This is a genomic window from Exiguobacterium sp. MH3, from assembly GCF_000496635.1.
In the GTDB taxonomy this organism is placed as follows: Bacteria; Bacillota; Bacilli; order Exiguobacteriales; family Exiguobacteriaceae; genus Exiguobacterium_A; species Exiguobacterium_A indicum.
Genome location: NC_022794.1, coordinates 1,724,828 through 1,741,440, shown reverse-complemented (window position 1 = coordinate 1,741,440; position 16,613 = coordinate 1,724,828). Strand labels below are relative to the sequence as shown.

Annotated in this window: 16 protein-coding genes; 11 read left to right on the top strand and 5 right to left on the bottom strand. The window is 47.7% G+C overall.

What is annotated here, in order from left to right; all coding sequences use genetic code 11:
* Positions 1 to 67 precede the first annotated feature (67 nt).
* Both corA and U719_RS09345 read left to right on the top strand, forming a co-directional pair.
* Positions 68 to 1,018 (top strand): magnesium/cobalt transporter CorA, encoded by a 951-nt coding sequence (corA, locus tag U719_RS09350; RefSeq protein ID WP_023468519.1) that lies wholly within the window; start codon positions 68 to 70, stop codon positions 1,016 to 1,018.
* A gap of 12 nt (positions 1,019 to 1,030) precedes the next feature.
* Positions 1,031 to 1,939 carry a LysR family transcriptional regulator gene (locus tag U719_RS09345; protein ID WP_023468518.1) on the top strand — a complete coding sequence of 303 codons (909 nt, stop codon included), beginning with the start codon at positions 1,031 to 1,033 and terminating at the stop codon, positions 1,937 to 1,939.
* A 55-nt stretch (positions 1,940 to 1,994) separates the two neighbouring features.
* Here U719_RS09345 and U719_RS09340 read toward each other — a convergent pair whose 3' ends face one another.
* Together U719_RS09340 and U719_RS09335 are read right to left on the bottom strand one after the other, a co-directional pair.
* On the bottom strand, positions 1,995 to 5,582 hold the full coding sequence (locus U719_RS09340) for a dynamin family protein (RefSeq protein WP_041255502.1): 3,588 nt from the start codon (positions 5,580 to 5,582) through the stop codon (positions 1,995 to 1,997).
* 121 nt (positions 5,583 to 5,703) lie between these two features.
* Positions 5,704 to 7,128 carry an NAD(P)H-binding protein gene (locus tag U719_RS09335; protein WP_023468516.1) on the bottom strand — a complete coding sequence of 475 codons (1,425 nt, stop codon included), beginning with the start codon at positions 7,126 to 7,128 and terminating at the stop codon, positions 5,704 to 5,706.
* Positions 7,129 to 7,287: 159 nt separating this feature from the next.
* Here U719_RS09335 and U719_RS09330 point away from each other — a divergent pair, with 159 nt between their 5' ends.
* Positions 7,288 to 7,677: a hypothetical protein gene (locus tag U719_RS09330; protein ID WP_023468515.1), complete on the top strand. Its 390-nt coding sequence runs from the start codon at positions 7,288 to 7,290 to the stop codon at positions 7,675 to 7,677.
* 245 nt (positions 7,678 to 7,922) lie between these two features.
* Positions 7,923 to 9,272, top strand: coding sequence for a phenylacetate--CoA ligase family protein (locus U719_RS09325; protein ID WP_023468514.1), 1,350 nt, complete (start codon positions 7,923 to 7,925; stop codon positions 9,270 to 9,272).
* A gap of 55 nt (positions 9,273 to 9,327) precedes the next feature.
* Here the strand turns inward: U719_RS09325 and U719_RS09320 are convergent, their stop codons facing one another.
* Positions 9,328 to 10,182, bottom strand: a complete 855-nt coding sequence (locus tag U719_RS09320) for an AraC family transcriptional regulator (RefSeq protein ID WP_023468513.1) — start codon at positions 10,180 to 10,182, stop codon at positions 9,328 to 9,330.
* Positions 10,183 to 10,354: 172 nt separating this feature from the next.
* Here U719_RS09320 and U719_RS09315 point away from each other — a divergent pair, with 172 nt between their 5' ends.
* Positions 10,355 to 11,707 carry a phenylacetate--CoA ligase family protein gene (locus U719_RS09315; protein ID WP_023468512.1) on the top strand — a complete coding sequence of 451 codons (1,353 nt, stop codon included), beginning with the start codon at positions 10,355 to 10,357 and terminating at the stop codon, positions 11,705 to 11,707.
* Between the two features lie 344 nt (positions 11,708 to 12,051).
* Here the strand turns inward: U719_RS09315 and U719_RS09310 are convergent, their stop codons facing one another.
* Positions 12,052 to 12,402, bottom strand: coding sequence for a hypothetical protein (locus U719_RS09310; protein WP_023468511.1), 351 nt, complete (start codon positions 12,400 to 12,402; stop codon positions 12,052 to 12,054).
* A gap of 109 nt (positions 12,403 to 12,511) precedes the next feature.
* On the opposite strand from U719_RS09310, the gene U719_RS09305 reads away from it, so the two are divergent.
* On the top strand, positions 12,512 to 13,243 hold the full coding sequence (locus U719_RS09305) for a DUF5694 domain-containing protein (RefSeq protein WP_023468510.1): 732 nt from the start codon (positions 12,512 to 12,514) through the stop codon (positions 13,241 to 13,243).
* On the top strand, positions 13,244 to 13,840 hold the full coding sequence (locus U719_RS09300) for a hypothetical protein (protein ID WP_023468509.1): 597 nt from the start codon (positions 13,244 to 13,246) through the stop codon (positions 13,838 to 13,840).
* On the opposite strand, the gene U719_RS09295 is transcribed toward U719_RS09300, so the two are convergent.
* The gene (locus U719_RS09295; protein WP_023468508.1) at positions 13,822 to 14,748 is read right to left on the bottom strand and encodes a zinc-binding alcohol dehydrogenase; all 927 of its coding nucleotides are present in this window, start codon (positions 14,746 to 14,748) and stop codon (positions 13,822 to 13,824) included. The genes U719_RS09300 and U719_RS09295 overlap by 19 nt on opposite strands.
* A gap of 122 nt (positions 14,749 to 14,870) precedes the next feature.
* Between U719_RS09295 and U719_RS16855 the strand changes: the two genes are divergently transcribed.
* The 4 genes from U719_RS16855 to U719_RS09280 are packed head-to-tail and all read left to right on the top strand — an operon-like array spanning position 14,871 to position 16,609.
* Positions 14,871 to 15,038 carry a hypothetical protein gene (locus U719_RS16855; protein WP_023468507.1) on the top strand — a complete coding sequence of 56 codons (168 nt, stop codon included), beginning with the start codon at positions 14,871 to 14,873 and terminating at the stop codon, positions 15,036 to 15,038.
* Positions 15,039 to 15,050: 12 nt separating this feature from the next.
* Positions 15,051 to 15,464, top strand: a complete 414-nt coding sequence (locus U719_RS09290) for an RDD family protein (RefSeq protein WP_023468506.1) — start codon at positions 15,051 to 15,053, stop codon at positions 15,462 to 15,464.
* Positions 15,454 to 16,179, top strand: coding sequence for an alpha/beta fold hydrolase (locus U719_RS09285; RefSeq protein ID WP_023468505.1), 726 nt, complete (start codon positions 15,454 to 15,456; stop codon positions 16,177 to 16,179). Before U719_RS09290 ends, U719_RS09285 begins: the two co-directional genes overlap by 11 nt.
* The gene (locus U719_RS09280) at positions 16,151 to 16,609 is read left to right on the top strand and encodes an NUDIX hydrolase (protein WP_023468504.1); all 459 of its coding nucleotides are present in this window, start codon (positions 16,151 to 16,153) and stop codon (positions 16,607 to 16,609) included. The genes U719_RS09285 and U719_RS09280 overlap by 29 nt, the downstream gene beginning before the upstream one ends.
* Positions 16,610 to 16,613 lie beyond the last annotated feature (4 nt).

Here is a 16,613-nt window from a genome sequence, read left to right as displayed (position 1 = left end):
GGAAATCCTTTTTTTGTTGCATACTAAAAAATATAGTACGCTTACATAGGAAAAGGGGGAGAAAAAGTTGATTCGTTGTATACTGATCGATGCGAATGACACAATCATTTTGACCGATGATGTAAGTCGGACACAGGAGTCGGGCATGAAACGTTATTTCGTTGATTTCGATCAACCGACAGACGTAGAGAAGCAAAAATTGATTGAGGTTTTTGATTTTCATCCACTGGCGATTGAAGATTGTTTTCATTACTTGCAACGCCCAAAGCTTGAATATTATACAGAACATAGCTTTTTTGTCCTTCATGCGCTCGATGAAGGAACATTGACGAGTCGTGAAATCAATTTGTTCGCAAGTGATCGGCATCTCGTTAGCTACCATGAGCAATCTTCACCAGAAATTGATATCGTGTTTGAACAGTGTAGCCAACGCCTCGACAAACAAGAAACAGTCGACCTCGTACATAAAATCATGGATAAGATCGTCGACGGGTATTTTCCGATCGTTCATGCAACGGAAGATGAATTGTTTGCGCTTGAGGAACGCTACCGAACGCGTGGCAATGATCGTCGGTTGATGGAGGAGATTTTCGAACTACGCGCGCGGTTACTTCGAATCTCGCGGACGGTCATGCCGATGCGGGACTTACTGTATCGTGTCGTCGAATCAAAGCGTTTATCGATTCATCCAAAGAAACAGGCATTCTTTCGCGATTTGTACGATCACTTACTGAAGTTATCGGAAATGATCGAATACAATCGATTGATGACATCTGAGTTTCGGGATAATTTCATCTCTCTCAACTCGTACCGGATGAATAGTATCATGAAGACATTGACGATCTTCACGACGATTTTCATGCCGTTGACGTTCATCGCAGGTATATATGGTATGAACTTCGAACACATGCCAGAACTGACGACCCAGTATGGTTATTTCGTAACGTTAGGGGCAATGGGACTCCTCGCTTTAGGAATGATTCTGTTCTTCAAAAAAAATCGCTGGTTTGATGAATAAGGGGGGATGTAAGTGGATATTCGACAATTGCTCTTTTTTACGACGATCGTCGAGCAAGGCTATAATTTAACGCGTGCTTCGAAGCACTTGTCAATCTCGCAACCGGCGCTTAGTCAGATGATCCGCGACTTCGAACAGCTGGAGCAAGTAGAACTGTTCATTCGAAAGCACGGACGGTTGACAGGATTATCGGAAACAGGACGTCAATTGTATGAGGATGCGAAGATCGTTCTGACACGTCATCAAGCATTGATGGGTCATCTGCGTGAACGTTCGAACGTCGTCCGAGGAAAGGTCCGTCTCGGCATCCCACCCGTCATCCTCCCTGTTTTATTTTCGCAGTTGATTCCGAAGTTCATGGCGGAACATCCAGGCATCGAACTCGAAATCATCGAAGAGGGGGCGTTTGAACTCAAGCGTCGACTGTTACTTGAAGAACTCGACTTGGCCATTTTGATTGAACCGGGCGAATCCTATGGTATCGAACGTTTTCGATTGATCGAAGATGAGGTCGTCGTCGCCGTGCGTCCGAATCACCCGTTTCAAGCCAAAGAAGCGTTGTCGTATCGTGATATCGGAAATGAACCACTTGTCATCTTGAACGATCGATTCATGTTACATCATCAAATACTATCGGAGTTTCGTAAAGTGCAGCAAGAGCCGAATATCTTCTTCATGTCAGGGGCATGGGACTTGTTGATCGGGATGGTCCAAGAACTTGACGTCATCTCAATCCTACCGGAGCCGATACTACGGTTTCATCATGCGGATGACATTAAAATCATCCCGTTCGACCCACCGATGTTATGGGATGTCTCGTTGAACCGACTCGTCGGGACGGAATTACGTCCTGTTGTCCGGCACGTCCACCAATACATCGTCCACTATTTTCAGTCGTATTGGCCAACGCCTGCGCGATGAAGAAAAAAGACCGGAACGCATCGCGCTCCGGTCTTTTGTGTTGAACGATTGTATTTTATGAAGTGACGTGTTGCGTCAGACTGCGAATCTGCTTTGCTGCTTGTTTATAAGGAGTCAGCGTCTCTTGTGCCTGTAACGTCGCGCGTTCACTCTCAAGTTGCTCGAGTGTTTGGCGTAATAGGTGCTCTGAAACGGCTGTCAAAGAAGTGTCCAGATGTGCCGACGCGACTGCAAGCAAGCGTTCTTCTTGAGTGGCAGTATACGCGAGTGCTTCTTGCTTAGTTAATGTCGCAAGCTCCTCCTTCAACTGCTCCTTCTCATTTTTCTCAAAGAAGGCTTTCGCATTCCGGAAGTGGCGTTTGACGCCGACATAAGGCGTTGCATCTTCGAATGGACCATCGAACGTCATTTCGTTTAATCGAGAGACCGTAACAGGAGCGAGCTGGAAGGATTCGTTCCATTGCTCTAGCAACTGTTGCTCCTCTTGTTGACGCCGGATCAAGGACGCTTCGAGCCATTGATCGACACGGAAATGCGTGACACGGAGCTCTTGCTCAAAATCGAACCGAAGGAACGTCAACAGTTCCGTTAACGCATCTTGTAATGCTGCTCCTTTGCCAGTTTGAGCAAAACGAACAGGGTTATAGGCTTCCTTGAAAAAGTCAGGGAAACGGTAATAAATGCGTTGTACGACATGGTGCAATAGCTCATGGATCTCTGCTTTGAGTGCAGGTTCGATCACAGCGGCGCGATTGTCTTCGAAACGATCCGTGACCTGCTGTTCTAGAGCAGATAGCTCAGCCAACCGTTCTTCTTTTCGCAACAGATTCGCTTCAGTCGCAGCGATAAATCGTTCGAGTCGCTGGACGGTCTTTTCCGTTTGCTCAGACAACGATACTTTAGCGAGACCGGTCAAATCCTCCGCTAGGAAGTGATGGAATGCCTCCTCGAATTCAGGTAAACCGGAAGTTGAATCTGATCGCTCTTGTTGCTTTTCCGTGAGTCCTTGTAAGCTCGAGACTCCATACAGTCGAGGCGATCGAATCCCGAAGCGTTGCAATTCCGTCGCGACATAGTTCAAGACATCTTGACGTTCGCTATCTGAAGCAGCGAGATCAATCGCATTGACGAGGAAGAACATCTTATCGAGTTCGAAGGCGTCTTTGACACGACCGAGTTGAATCAAGAATTCACGGTCAGCGCGGGCAAAGGCATGATTGAAGTACGTGACGAACAAGATCGCATCCGCGTTCTTGATGTAATCAAAAGCGACATCAGTATGACGGGCATTGATTGAATCTGCTCCTGGCGTATCGACGAGCGTCACGCCGAGACGTGTTAACGGACTATCGTAATAGAAATCGATAACATCTACGAAACAGCTTCGTTCTTCCTGCGCGACATACTGTTTAAAAGCGTCTTGATCGACCGTCTGAGCGGTACCGATGAAGGATTGGACGGTAGGGAATCCTTTCAAGAAAGCACGCAAGAACGGGTCCGTCAGTGACGCGGCACGTGATAAGAGCATATCGTATGCCTGTTTCGTTGACTCGAACGTCATCGTTCCGACCATCGCTTCATTTAAGTCCTCAAGCATCGCTGCTTCCGACTTGAACGTGACTTCTGCCACGCCGTGCGGGTGTGCAGCGTCAACAGGGTGAATTCGGTTGATCGATGCCGTCGTCGGATTCGGAGAGACCGGAAGGACCTTGTCTCCGAGTAAGGCATTGCAAAACGATGATTTTCCGGCACTGAAGGCACCGAATAAGGCAATCGTGAACGATTGGTGTGTCAGTCGGTCCAATTTGTCATTCAAATAAGCGACGGCATCTTCAAAACCTTGAAGACCATTTAGATGCTGACGGATTTGAGCGACGTCTTCCGGTGCATAACGGACGGCTTGTTGCTCACTGATCGTCGTCGCAACTTCAAACGCAGTAGTTTCTGTCACCGATTCATATCCGGTAAAGGAAACGATCGCCGCTTCTTGCTGAATCAATTGCTCCTCCCAAACTGAGACTTGCGTCCGAGCCTGTTCGAGTTGTTGATCGGATGGACTCGCAACGCCATGCTCATATCGCTCGAGTGCTACGGTAGCCTGTTGCCATGCTTGAACGCTATTCCATTTATGCTGTAGTGACGTCTGTTGTTGCAATAGCTCAGCTTGCTCTTTCGGGAAAGTTGCCGTCAACTCTTGACGAATAAGCTCACGCCATGCGTTCGTTTCCTTGACGAACCACGCTTGTGTCTGTTCGGCGACACGATTCGTGAACTGGAGCACTGATTCACCTGTGATCGTAATACCGGTTGGCAAGGCACTTTCGAGTACGGAAAGCGGTGGGTCAAGTGAGAGCTGATCGATTGCGACGATGTGCGTATCCTGTAGGAGACCAAGGTCACGTAACGATTGTTTCATCAAGTTACGTAAATGAAGCGAAATTTCAGAAGCGGTCACTGTCTGATAGGCACGGAGCACGTCTTGTGCGATCTCTGCTTGAGCCGCTTCCGTTTTTTTCGCGCTACGGAATAATCCAATCTTGAAATCACGCTGACGTGACTCGAGGAAGCGGCGCATCTTCTCGCGTAATTCAAACGGCATCAATGTCGCATTTTTCAAAAGTTGATCCCGATGAAGCGAAAACGTCTGTACCCAGCGGTCCGGTTGACGTGCTTCTAACTGTTGCGAGACACGCGCTAATTCGGTTTCGATTTTCGCCGGATCCCGTTGTTCAGTGTCATTCAATTGCTCAGCCATCGTCTCGTAGGTTTCTGAGACGAGACGTGTGAGATAACGTGTATGCTCCTGGTGAAGACTTTCAAGTGTCAGAGCGGCAGAAGTCAACAACTTCGGTTGAGCGTCGCGAATGCTTTGTTTGACGAGTTGTTCGACTTCCGTGAAATCGTTATGCGGATGGGCTGGGTCCCGTAGGCTCGTAAAGAAAATACCTTTCGGTACGACACCGTGTTCGGCGAAGGACGCATGAACCGAACGACGGAAGGCGTCGAATGATAGTTCATCGTCACGATGTTTATCGATTTGATTGACGATTAAATATAATTCCGGCACGGCAGCTTGTAATTCATCCGTCACCATGAAGTTCAATTCGGATTGAACATGATTGTAATCCATGACGTAAAACAAGATGTCAGCCAAGTGAAGGGAAGACTCCGTTGAGACCCGGTGGGCATCATCGACCGAGTCGACGCCTGGCGTATCCATCAAGACGAGACCAGGAGGCAGCGCGGACGCGGCATGCGTCAAATCGATTTGTCGGACATCACCACTTTTCCCAAGCGATTGAAGATGCTCCTCTTGCTCTGCTGCTGTCAGACGAACAGAGGGCTGTTCATGAAAGTGAACGATTGCTGAATCCGTCTCACCTTGCTGAAGTGTCACGATGTTCGCACTCGTCGGAATCGGACTCGTCGGTAAGACCGATTCACCCGTCAAGGCGTTGATCATGCTCGATTTTCCAGCTGAAAAGTGACCGGCAAACGCAATCGTGAACTCTCGTTTTAATAGTTTGCTAGCGAATTTATCTAGTTTATCTAAACGGAGTTGATCCGTTGAAGGTTGAATCAATGTGGCGAGTGAAGCCGTCGCCTCGAGTTGGTTCGATAATCGTTCCTCAAATGAGCGCATGCGATGAAACCCCTTTCTTTCAGTCATCGTCCAGTGTATCACGATTTTTTCCATTTCGTCATCCTTCTGTAAACGTCAAAAAACGATTCGCCAAGGAAGAGGCGAATCGTTTTGATTGGCATCAAGACGACGGAACGATTTCGTCCGCACGTGTCGATTCTTGTTCCGTCGAATGAATCCGGCGCAACAAGTGTAATTTGAAGAGATACATCACGAGCAGGTGAACGTTCGCCTGTGTTGCCTTGTAGAGTATCCACGGTAGCGTAGGGACGAATTCATGGATGGCGATGATACATTCCTGCGTACCGGGAATTTGCCGGAATTCAATCCGACCACGGCTGTCTTGCTCGACTTTTGCGAACAATCCGCCGGTAATCCGGTACGTCGCCATGTGTCGATCGTGAACCGGTTCCTTCGTCAATTCCAGCAGCGGTTGTTCGTAAAACGGAATGTGGATCCGAACGACTTGATCTTGCACGGTTGACGATAGGAAAGGGCGAGCAAATGATGACAACCAGTTCATATAATCTTCAGCTGCCCAGTCGGCATCGCGATCCTTTGGCAAAAGAACACGTTGTACCGATCGGACGTCAAGGACGTCTGGTGTCGAAGACGACGAGGAAGAAGATCCTTTTTGTTCCTCCTCCTCTTTTAACGCATCTCGGACTGATTGTTCGAATGTGATTTTGCCGTCACTGATGCCGGGAATCATTTTTTCTGGATCCGCAACCATCTCATGGACCATGCTTTCAACGAGTGGATAGACGGTTTCTTTTGGTTCTCCGGACACGAGTGTCACCCAAAGGCGGGATAATTTAACGGTCAATAAAGGAATATCGATCGTCGGTTGTCGTTTACCCATGATGTCGGCTGTTTTAAGGATCATCTCTTTGTAGGTCATCGCTTCTGGACCACCGATATCGATGGCCCGGTCTTTGACATCATCGCGATCGACACTTTCACCAAGAGCATGAATGACGTCGGGTAAGGCGACAGGATGTGTCTTGTTACGTGTCCATCGTGGGAGTGCCATGACGGGTAAGCGTTTGACGAGTTTCGATAATATTGGGAACGATGAACCTTTAGGACCAACGATTAACGCAGCACGGATCGTCGTCACCGGTGTTCCGTACGCACCGAGAACGCGTTCGACTTCAAGTCGACTCTTTAAGTGACGCGATAGATTTTCTGTTTCCTCGGGGATGATACCACTTAAGTAGATGATTTGCCGGATGCCGTTTTCTTTTGCGGCACGGGCGAAGTTATCGGCTAACAATAAGTCCATATTCTCAAACGATCCTTGTGTCAATTTAGCAGATGGCATCATCGAATGGACGAGGTAGACAGCGATGTCCGCTCCTTTCATACCAGCGATCGTATCGTCTAGAGAAAAGAGGTCGCACGATCGCCATTCGACGCGTTCCTCATTATCCTTGTCGTCACCATTTCGTGAAAGGGCGATGACGTCATATTTTTTCTTTAGTTCGTTCAGTAAATTGTGACCAATGTATCCGGTGGCTCCGGCTAAAGCTAGGCGCGTTGGCATGGATGTAAACTCCTCTCTTATATCTGTTGTAATGTACCCCCAATCGAGTCGGTTCAATCGCAAGAGGATATGCTGAGACGATTCAGTTGAATGGAATAGGGAATAGTAACATATGGAAAAGAACCAACAGGAAGTATGAAAACAAAGGGGGCTTCAACCATGCAGACGATACAATTCATGCAAGAGGGACATGAACGACGATTCGATCTGTTGTGGAGACGATTAAAGCCGAAACAACGAGAAGATGCAGCGATGGTCTCGATGCTGTACCTTGCGACAGGACAGCCACAAGTGCTCGAACGGTTCTCGGATTACTTCTTTCCGGATAGCGGTGAGTTTTTTGATCGTGAATTTCTAGCTGAACCCTATCCGAGTCCAGCGTTAGAAGCGATCATTCACTTGATCGTCCAATTGTATAATGGACGAACGACGATCACAATCATCGAGCTGATTGAACGATTGGATGAGCAACAGATGTCGCTCGTACTCGAAGCGATTAAATTGCGGGCATACGGATGTCAGATGTTACAAAAAGGTGCGAAATCGTAATGCCACTCGTATGAATCCGATTGATGAAGAAACTCCTCTTCATCAATCGGATTTTTTGTGAGGGAAGAAAAGTTGTAAGTTCAAGAATCGGTAAGAAGATGTTCGTGAATCAGAGTTCATTAAAATAAATCGCCATGAAAATAAAAGCTAAGTTTATTCACGAAGAACTAATTGAGATGGGCGGCGACTGGAAATAAGATGAAAGTATCAGTAAAAGGTGGTCTAACTATGGAAGGAGTGACATCATGCAGCTCAAAGAATCGATCTACTTTCACTCACCGATTTTCATCCAAAACTTGTTGACGACTTTACAAGGACGTCGCCTGTTCCATGAACGATACGGTCCCGCCTATCAGCAACGTTTACAAGAACTGAAACAGAAGTTAGGACGACCGCATGACGTTCGAGCAGAACAATTGCATCGATTAAACGACTTCCTTTCTTTTTGCCAAACACATAGTCCATACTATCAGGAATTGTTTTCTACCATTGCACTAGAGCTCCCGCTAAAATCGATTGACGAACTAAAACAGATTCCCCCTTTGACGAAAGAAATCTTACGCCAACAAAATGAGGACGTCCATGCGCACGTCCATGCCCCGATTCTCGGAAAAACGGGCGGTACGACCGGTAAATCGATTCAAGTGCATTATACAAAGGAAGACATGCAAATCCGGATGGCACATCTTGACTTCTTCAAGTGGACCCATGGAGTCGATCAAGGGATGCGCCGTGCAAGTTTTACCGGTCAAACGCTTGCTTCCCCGCAACAAAAGGCACCGGTTTATTGGCGGACGAATAAAGTCATCAATCAGATGTTGTTCTCGATCAAAAACATCAATCCGAAAACCGCCGCTGCATACATCGAACAACTGAATCGGTTTCAGCCGGAATCGATTGATGGTTTGCCTTCAGGAATGATCGAAGTCGCACGATATGCTAAAAAATATGGGATGACCTGTACGTTTCGTCCCAAAGCAATCTTCCCGACGGCTGAGATGATGACGGCAGAAGAACGAACGCTCGTCGAAGAAGTCTTCCATGCGCCAATCTATGATCAGTATGCGTCGTCAGAAGGGGCGCCGATCGTCGCCGAATGTCCGTATGGGAAAAAACATTTACATTATGAGATGGGAATCATTGAACGTGATGAGGACGGTGAAATCCTTGTGACGAGCTTCGATACGCATGGTACACCACTTGTCCGTTACCGCGTTGGCGATCGGATGACGCTCAGTCAGGAAACGTGTCCCTGTGGTCATCAAGGTCCGATCATCGCTTCGATCGACGGACGGGGGAGAAGCTTCATTCAACTCAGAAACGGGCACCGTGTCTTTGAAGGCGAACTTGCGGGAATCGTTCGAGCGTTCCCGAACTGTATCGAACGCGTGCAATACATTCAAGAGACGCGGGATGAGATTGTTTTATTATATGTTCCGGATGAACGATGCTTCGAGAAAGAACATGAGAAGAAACTCTTTTTCGTTCTTGACCGACTGTTTGACGGACAATTGAATGTCGTCATGCGCGCGGTACCCGAAATTCCGAAAGAAATCAGTGGAAAAACGTTACTGATTAAACAACAGTATGCATGACACATGAAAAGGCGAGGTCACCGATGATCTCGCTTTTTCGTATGTCCTGAAACTGTCAGTCGCGTGGTCGCACCGGAATCCAGATGGCAGATTGATAATCGGCGGCAGACGGGTCGCCTGCCGAATAAACTTCGAGTTCAGCGTGAGGTAGAGGATCATATCCATGCGATGGGATCCACTCTTGATAGATACGCTGCCACATCTCTTGAATGGCATGCGGCATCGGACCAACGACCGGAAACGTCGCCCAAAGACTCGCCGGAATCGTCATCGTTTCCTGACCGGGCAGAACTTCCGTTGTCGTCGTCGCGATCCAATAATCCATCGATGCTTCGGTGAAATTGGAGCAGACACCAATCACACCTTCAATCTGACCGTCATTTTGTTTAAACAAGGTAGCATCTTGACCAGAATGATTCACATCATTCCAAAACAACGGAATCAGTTGTTGTTGGGCACCATCTTGCGTCGGGAAATGTTTTCGCCATCCTGAAATTTGTAAAGCCGGTCGTTCGATGAGTTGGTAATCCATTTGCTCCAGTCCCTTCAAGGTCACCTGAATGCTCAGGCGGTTATAGGCGTGAATCGGACGTCGCTCGTTTCGCATCAACGTTGGCGAACAACCATGCTGACGTTTGAAAGCTTTTGTGAAAGCTTCCGGCGTCTCATAACCAAAACGTAAGGCGAGATCGATGATTTTTTGGTCCGTCTGTGTCAATTGTTGGGCAGCGAGCGTCAGACGTCGTCCTCGGATGTATTCCGGTAACGTCATCATCGCAAGTAACGAAAACGCCCGTTGTAAAGGATAAGCCTGCATCTGAGCGACTTTTGTCAAAACGTTGAGATCGAGCGAGTCTTCTAAATGATCTTCGATATAGTCAATAACGCGTTGAATCGATTCGAGCCACATCTTGTCACCTCCTTGTTTTCAGTATAGTAGAGCGATGATCGTCGGACCTGTCCAAGGTGATAGCAATTTGTCAGGAGGCATGTTCCCTTATTTTTGTCATATTCCTGTCAGGTACATAGGCTATCGTAGAGTCATCGAAACCGTTACTTCCCTTGCGAAAGGACGTGATGACATGGGTATCAAAGAGCAGATCTACAATCGCTCTCCTCTATTTCTCCAGCACTTCTTCACAACCCTCTATGGGTATCAATTGCATCGCGAACGTTATGGACCGGTCTATCAAGAACGGTTCCGGATGCTCCTCGAACGAGAACATACGACGATCGACGTCAAAGCGGAACAACTTGATCGTTTAAATGACTTCCTTCGCTTCTGTACGGAACACAGTCCCTATTACCGTCAGCTCTTCACTTCACATGGCATTCGCCTACCGTTAACGGACTTATCCGAACTAAAACATATTCCTGTACTATCAAAAGAAAAATTACGAACACACATGGAGGACATTCAAACAGATGTCGCTGCGCCAATCATAGGGAAAACGGGCGGAACGACAGGCACGTCACTGCAAGTACGATATACGATACCGGATATGCAAATTCGCATGGCCCATCTGGATTATTTCAAGGCGACCCACGGTGTCTACCGTGGCATGCGACGAATCAGCTTTACGGCACAGGATCTCGTACCCGAGCGTCAACAGGTGGACGTCTACTGGCGAATGAATCGAGCGGCGAATCAACTCTTGTTCACGGTAAAACGATTATCCCCAAGGACGATGGCAGCTTATCTTGAAGCCATCGAACGTTTTCAACCAGAAACGATCGATGGTCTTCCGTCAGCGATGATTGAGCTCGCCCGGTTCGCGAAGCGAGAAGGGATCCGCTTGACGTGTCAACCGATTGCGATTTTTCCGACGGCTGAACGGATCGACGCGGAAGAGCGCCAAGTCATCGAAGAAGTGTTTCACGGACCAGTCTTTGATCAATATGCATCGTCTGAAGGGGCACCAATCGTTTCGGAATGCCGGTTTGGTCAAAAACATCTGCATCATGAGATGGGGATCATCGAACTCGATACAGACGGGGAGATTCTCGTGACGAGTTTTGATACACACGGCACCCCCCTCATTCGTTACCGGGTCGGAGATCGGATGACGCTCAGTCAGCGCACCTGTTCCTGTGGTCATCCGGGACCAATCATCGAATCGATTGACGGCAGGGGGCGGGCCTTCATCCAAAAATCGGATGGACAAAAGATTTTTGAAGCGCAACTGTCGAGTCTCGTCAAACATTTGCCGAACAGTATCGAGCGTATTCAATATGTTCAAATGACGACAAATAGCGTATCGATCTACTACGTTCCGGACGCAGATCGGTTCAGTCAATCAGACGAACACCTTCTAATGGAACGGCTGTATCGTTTGTTCGGTCGCGATATCCATCTCGATGTACAAGCCGTATCTTATATCGATGCCGAGGAAAGTGGTAAGATTTTGCTCGTTAAATCAAGTTTAACAGGATAAAAAAAGGGCTGACTCAAAAGTCAGTCTCTACAAAGATAAGGATGGCAGAATGATGATCTGCCATCCTTATCTCGTAACAAAAAGAATGACGCGTCACACGCCACTCCTACAGGAACAAGCGCATTTATGCGCTGTCAGAGACGAACAAGACCCGCTTTCCTGCTTGAATGAAGCAGGAAAACTGGCTTGTGTCTCGCCTGAGGAAAAGGCGTGAAAAGACGCGTCATTCTTTTTTGAGTCAGCCCCTTTTAATTACTTTTCACCATACCTCGTGTAAAAGTACAAAACATCTCCGTTGTTAGTACTTCTAAAGAGGTACCACGTTAAAAGTGTTAAGTACCTCATTAATTCAAATGGTTTTTGATATCTCTTACCTTTTGTAAAAGCCATTTTTTATTTTCTTTGTCTTTTACGATGATAAAATCTTCTGTTCCTTTAACAGAATAGATGGTGGACCCGACTGAAAAAAGATTCGATTGACTGTTCGCTTGGGGCATTTCATATGCTTTTGTTTTCTTTAGTATCGTGCTCATTTTTTCTCCTTGTTGCATAGATGCATCCAATTCAACTTCTGTTCCGTTATACTCTTTGTTATTCACAATGACGATCATGGCATGACTAACTTCGTCCTCTGTACCGGTTTGACTGCATCCGAATAAAAATCCAATGAACACAATGACGAATATCTTTTTCATCGGAACCTCCTTATATGAGTATTCGTTGAATAGGAACGTAAATTCATGATAGGTAATAGTCGATTCTTTTACCAAGTATAAGGTAAAATCAGGAAAAGGAGGGAGATAGATGAAACCTCAGATTTTACTGTTAGGCATGTTCCATCTCGATCGCCCGGCAAATGGTGACATGATTCGTCCAGCAATTTTTGATATCGCGTCAGAGAGAAGGCAACGAGAAATCCAAGAAGTCGTCGCTCGATTGAACGCATTTCGACCGACATGCGTTGCCCTTGAGACGGCACCTGAACGCATGAGTGACCTGCAACATACATATGACACCTATCAACATGAGAGCGATTTAACCGAAAATGAACGGCAACAAATTGGCTTTCGATTAGCCCGGATGGCGGGAGTAGCACATCTCCATGGGGTCGATTGGAACGAAATCGTACCCGGCGTACCGGATTTAGGAATCGTCCGTTCACATCATCCGGAAGCCTTTGAGACGATCGTCGCGGCTGAGATGAAGCGGACAGAACAGTTAGAGCACGCGATGGAGCAGTCATCATTCTCCGAATGGCTCGATCGATTGCACGCTGAAGAAACGATTGCAGCGTCGGCTAGAATCTATGATCAAATCGAACGACTGGAGAGTGGTCGGATTTGGGTTGAACGCTACTGGCGAGTCCGCAATCAAAAGATCGCAAATCGTTTACTGCACCTCGCTCAGGCGAACGAACGAATCGTCTGTTTGTACGGTGCTGCGCACCTCCCGTTATTACGACAATATTTGAATGAATCGAACCAAGTCGAAGTGATGACGTGGAACGATTGGAACAACAAAAAGGAGTGTATGTAAATGCTATTTCACTACCATATCTGGACACCACATTTGGAAGAAACAGAAGCCTGGTACACGGCACGCGGGTTTCACGTTTCCCAGCGCATCGGGAAGAAGGACGGAGAATTTTCGTCGTTTAATCCACCTCTGTCATGGAATGATTTTCGAGCGGATCAAATTTTATTCCGAATCATCGAAATGAAACGGGGGGCGGTCAACGTGACGATCGGATTCGGAAAAACGGTTCGCTTCGATCACATCGGATTTTTGATTCAGCCTGGTGACGTGCAAACGATTCTCGACCGCGCAGAAACGTTATCGTTCACGGTCCAAGCGAACGAGCGTCGGACGTTCTTGCAGACACCATACGGATTACGGATTGAACTGCAAGTCCATGAAGATGCGATTGCGGATACTGATGGAACGACACTTGAGCGTCTCGTTCTGGCGACGCCACGAGAAGGATTAGAGGCGGATTTAGCGAAACTGTTCAATCGACCGATGTCACAAATCCAAACCGTCCGCGGAGAGAAGACCGTCTTGCAAGAAGCAGTCTTTTCCGACGTATCGCTCGTAGGTACGGATCCGAACGGTGTTCAGCTCGTCTGCTCATAATCAACGAATACTTTAATCGGGAGATCTGGTGTTTCCATTAAGGCAGCGAAGCAACTGGCGAGCTCCGAAAACGAAGTCTCGTGTTCGAACAAAGCGGGCAATGTCGCGTGACGCTCGTCTGCAAAGAGCCAGTCTGCGTGCTTGCGGTAGTCCCAGCCGTCACTCGATGCAACGATCTGAAGTTCTTTCGCGTGAAAAGCGGGCGTCAACGCCAAGGATTCCCGGTTGCCGTCCGATAAGACGCAGATTGAACCATGAGGACGGACAGCAGACTGAAGTTCGGCAAAGGCCGCTTGGCGTCCGGAACATTCGATGGCGGCGTCATACATACTTGAATCCGGTGTGACGACACGTGCACCTAATTGACGTGCTAACTCCGCTCGGGACGTAAGCGGCTCGATGATATCAATCTGACGAACGTTGATATAATGCCGTAAGTAATGTACCGTCAGCAAACCGAGCGTACCCATTCCAGAAACTAAGACGCTTGTGTCGGGTGTCAATGTCAGCTTTCGGACGCCTTTTGCCGCGTCACAGGACAGAATCAACAGTAGGGCTTCGCGCGGTGAGATATGAGCAGGAACCGGGATGACCTTCGATACAGGAACGATCGCCTGATCTTGATGACCATAGAAGCTGACGACCCGATCACCGGGCTTGACGATTTGGACGGCGTCACCAACTGCAAGCACTTCGCCGTAGCTTTCATATCCGGTCTCGAGCGGATAGTCATAGCTGGTTTCGGTCATATCTTGTTCCAGCCATTGGGGAAGTTCGGCACCAATACTGATGGCACCGGCTAAGGTGCGGACGTGGACGTCATGGATGCCAAGCGGCGGCAGTTCCCGAACAAGATAACCAGGTGTCTTCGACTCCACAAGACAGCAAATCGTTGTAGTGTTCAACATGTAAACCTCATTTCATTGTTGGATTGATGACATATGGATCAAGCATATACCACTTTACTTGTAAAATATAACAATTCGAAACCAGAAATGATGTAGAATAAGAAAGAAAAGGAGGGAATCGAATGGAACCATTATTGATTTTGGCATTGCTCGTGTTCGCATTCTTGACGTATCGGTATAGTAAGATCCTCGTCCGAAAGGATATCTCTGCTGCAAACAAACGACTCGCAATCGTCTTTTATTTGATTGCCGTCAGTGGACTTGGCGCTGTCGTCTATTTCAACGTATAAGGAGGACCACCCATGCATTTAACGACTAAACGACGAATCGGTGCGTATATCATCAACCAAGCTGTTTATTTCGGACTTTCCTTCGTCATCGAAAAAACGGTGTTACGACGTGTGAAGTCAGAAGTCGTTCACGCTGTCGTGACACAACCGACAATCAGTTTTCTAGGAGAAGTCGCGCAATTAAAACTGTTGAACGGGAAAACGATTGGTGGTCGGATTTGCGGCATCCAGGTTGAAAGCGAGAACGGATTGCCGTTGACGACAAAACAAATTGTCCGCCGAACAGTCTATCGTGATACGGTCTCGCTATTTAAGATTCGACCGTATTGGAAACCGTTTCTTGAGAACGGACAACGATTACCGGAAGATGACTTCGCGAGAACGATCGTCCGCTTGAATCAGGAGAAGCTAAATAATGAAGCTTGATTTTCATGTTCATTGTGTCCGTGCCTCTCAACCAACGGGAGCCATTCTGCTCTACCATGGTTGGGGCGGAACGGCTGTTTCTTATCTAGAGTTTGCGCGACAATTATCTGACGAAGGATACGATGTCTTCATCCCGGAACTTCTTCGACATGACCAGCGTGAACCGCTTGATCATCCATTTGATCCAGAAATAACGACGACCTATTTTTGGTCCGTCGTCGAACAATCGATTACGGAAGCGACAGCTATCATCGAACAATCAGGCTGGCATGTTTCAGACGTGATAGCGATCGGCGTCTCGATGGGTGGGTTCATTGCCCACGGGATCATGTCGCGTCAGCCGATTAAAGCACTCGTTGCGATCAATGGGGGCGGTGCCTATCTTGAAGCGGAACGTCAATTCCGCGTTCGCGACGGGCGACCTGCCATCAAACAGGTGGATGTACCATGGAAGCTCGATCCAATCAGTGTGATGGATGAGCGTCCGCGGTTGCTCCTGCACGGGGATGCCGATGACATCATTCCACTATCAATCCAGCAGTTCTATCACGCAACCGCTGTTCAAGCAGGTAGGGCACAAACGACTATTTTAGATGTTTTTCCAGATATCAATCATACCGTGACTGATGCTATGATCAAGCAACTGATCACATGGCTGAAGCACGTCAAACTTCAAGGGGCGACAGATGGACTACATACGCTTTCTTCGCAGTAAGGTTGGTCAAGAAAAAGTGATGTTGAACTTTGCGGATGGCATCGTCATCGACGAGGAGGGGCGCGTTCTTCTTCAAAAACGGTGGGAGCAACAAGCATGGGGCTTTCCCGGCGGCGCACTGGAACTGGGAGAGTCGCTCGTTGAAGCCGCACAGCGTGAGATTTTTGAAGAGACCGGTTTTCATGTCACGATCGAACGTTTGAGTGGTGTCTATTCGAAATACGAAGAGATGTATCCAAACGGGGATGTCGTCCAGCCGATCGTCCATTTTTTCGTTTGCCGAATCAATGGGGGGCAATTGACGATTGATTCCGATGAATCACTCGACGTTGCTTTTTTTGAAAGAGACCAAATGCCAGAGCTCTATAGCGAACTGCATCAAACAGCCTGGAACGATTTTTTGACGGAAACGGGTCCGGTCTTTCGATAATGCA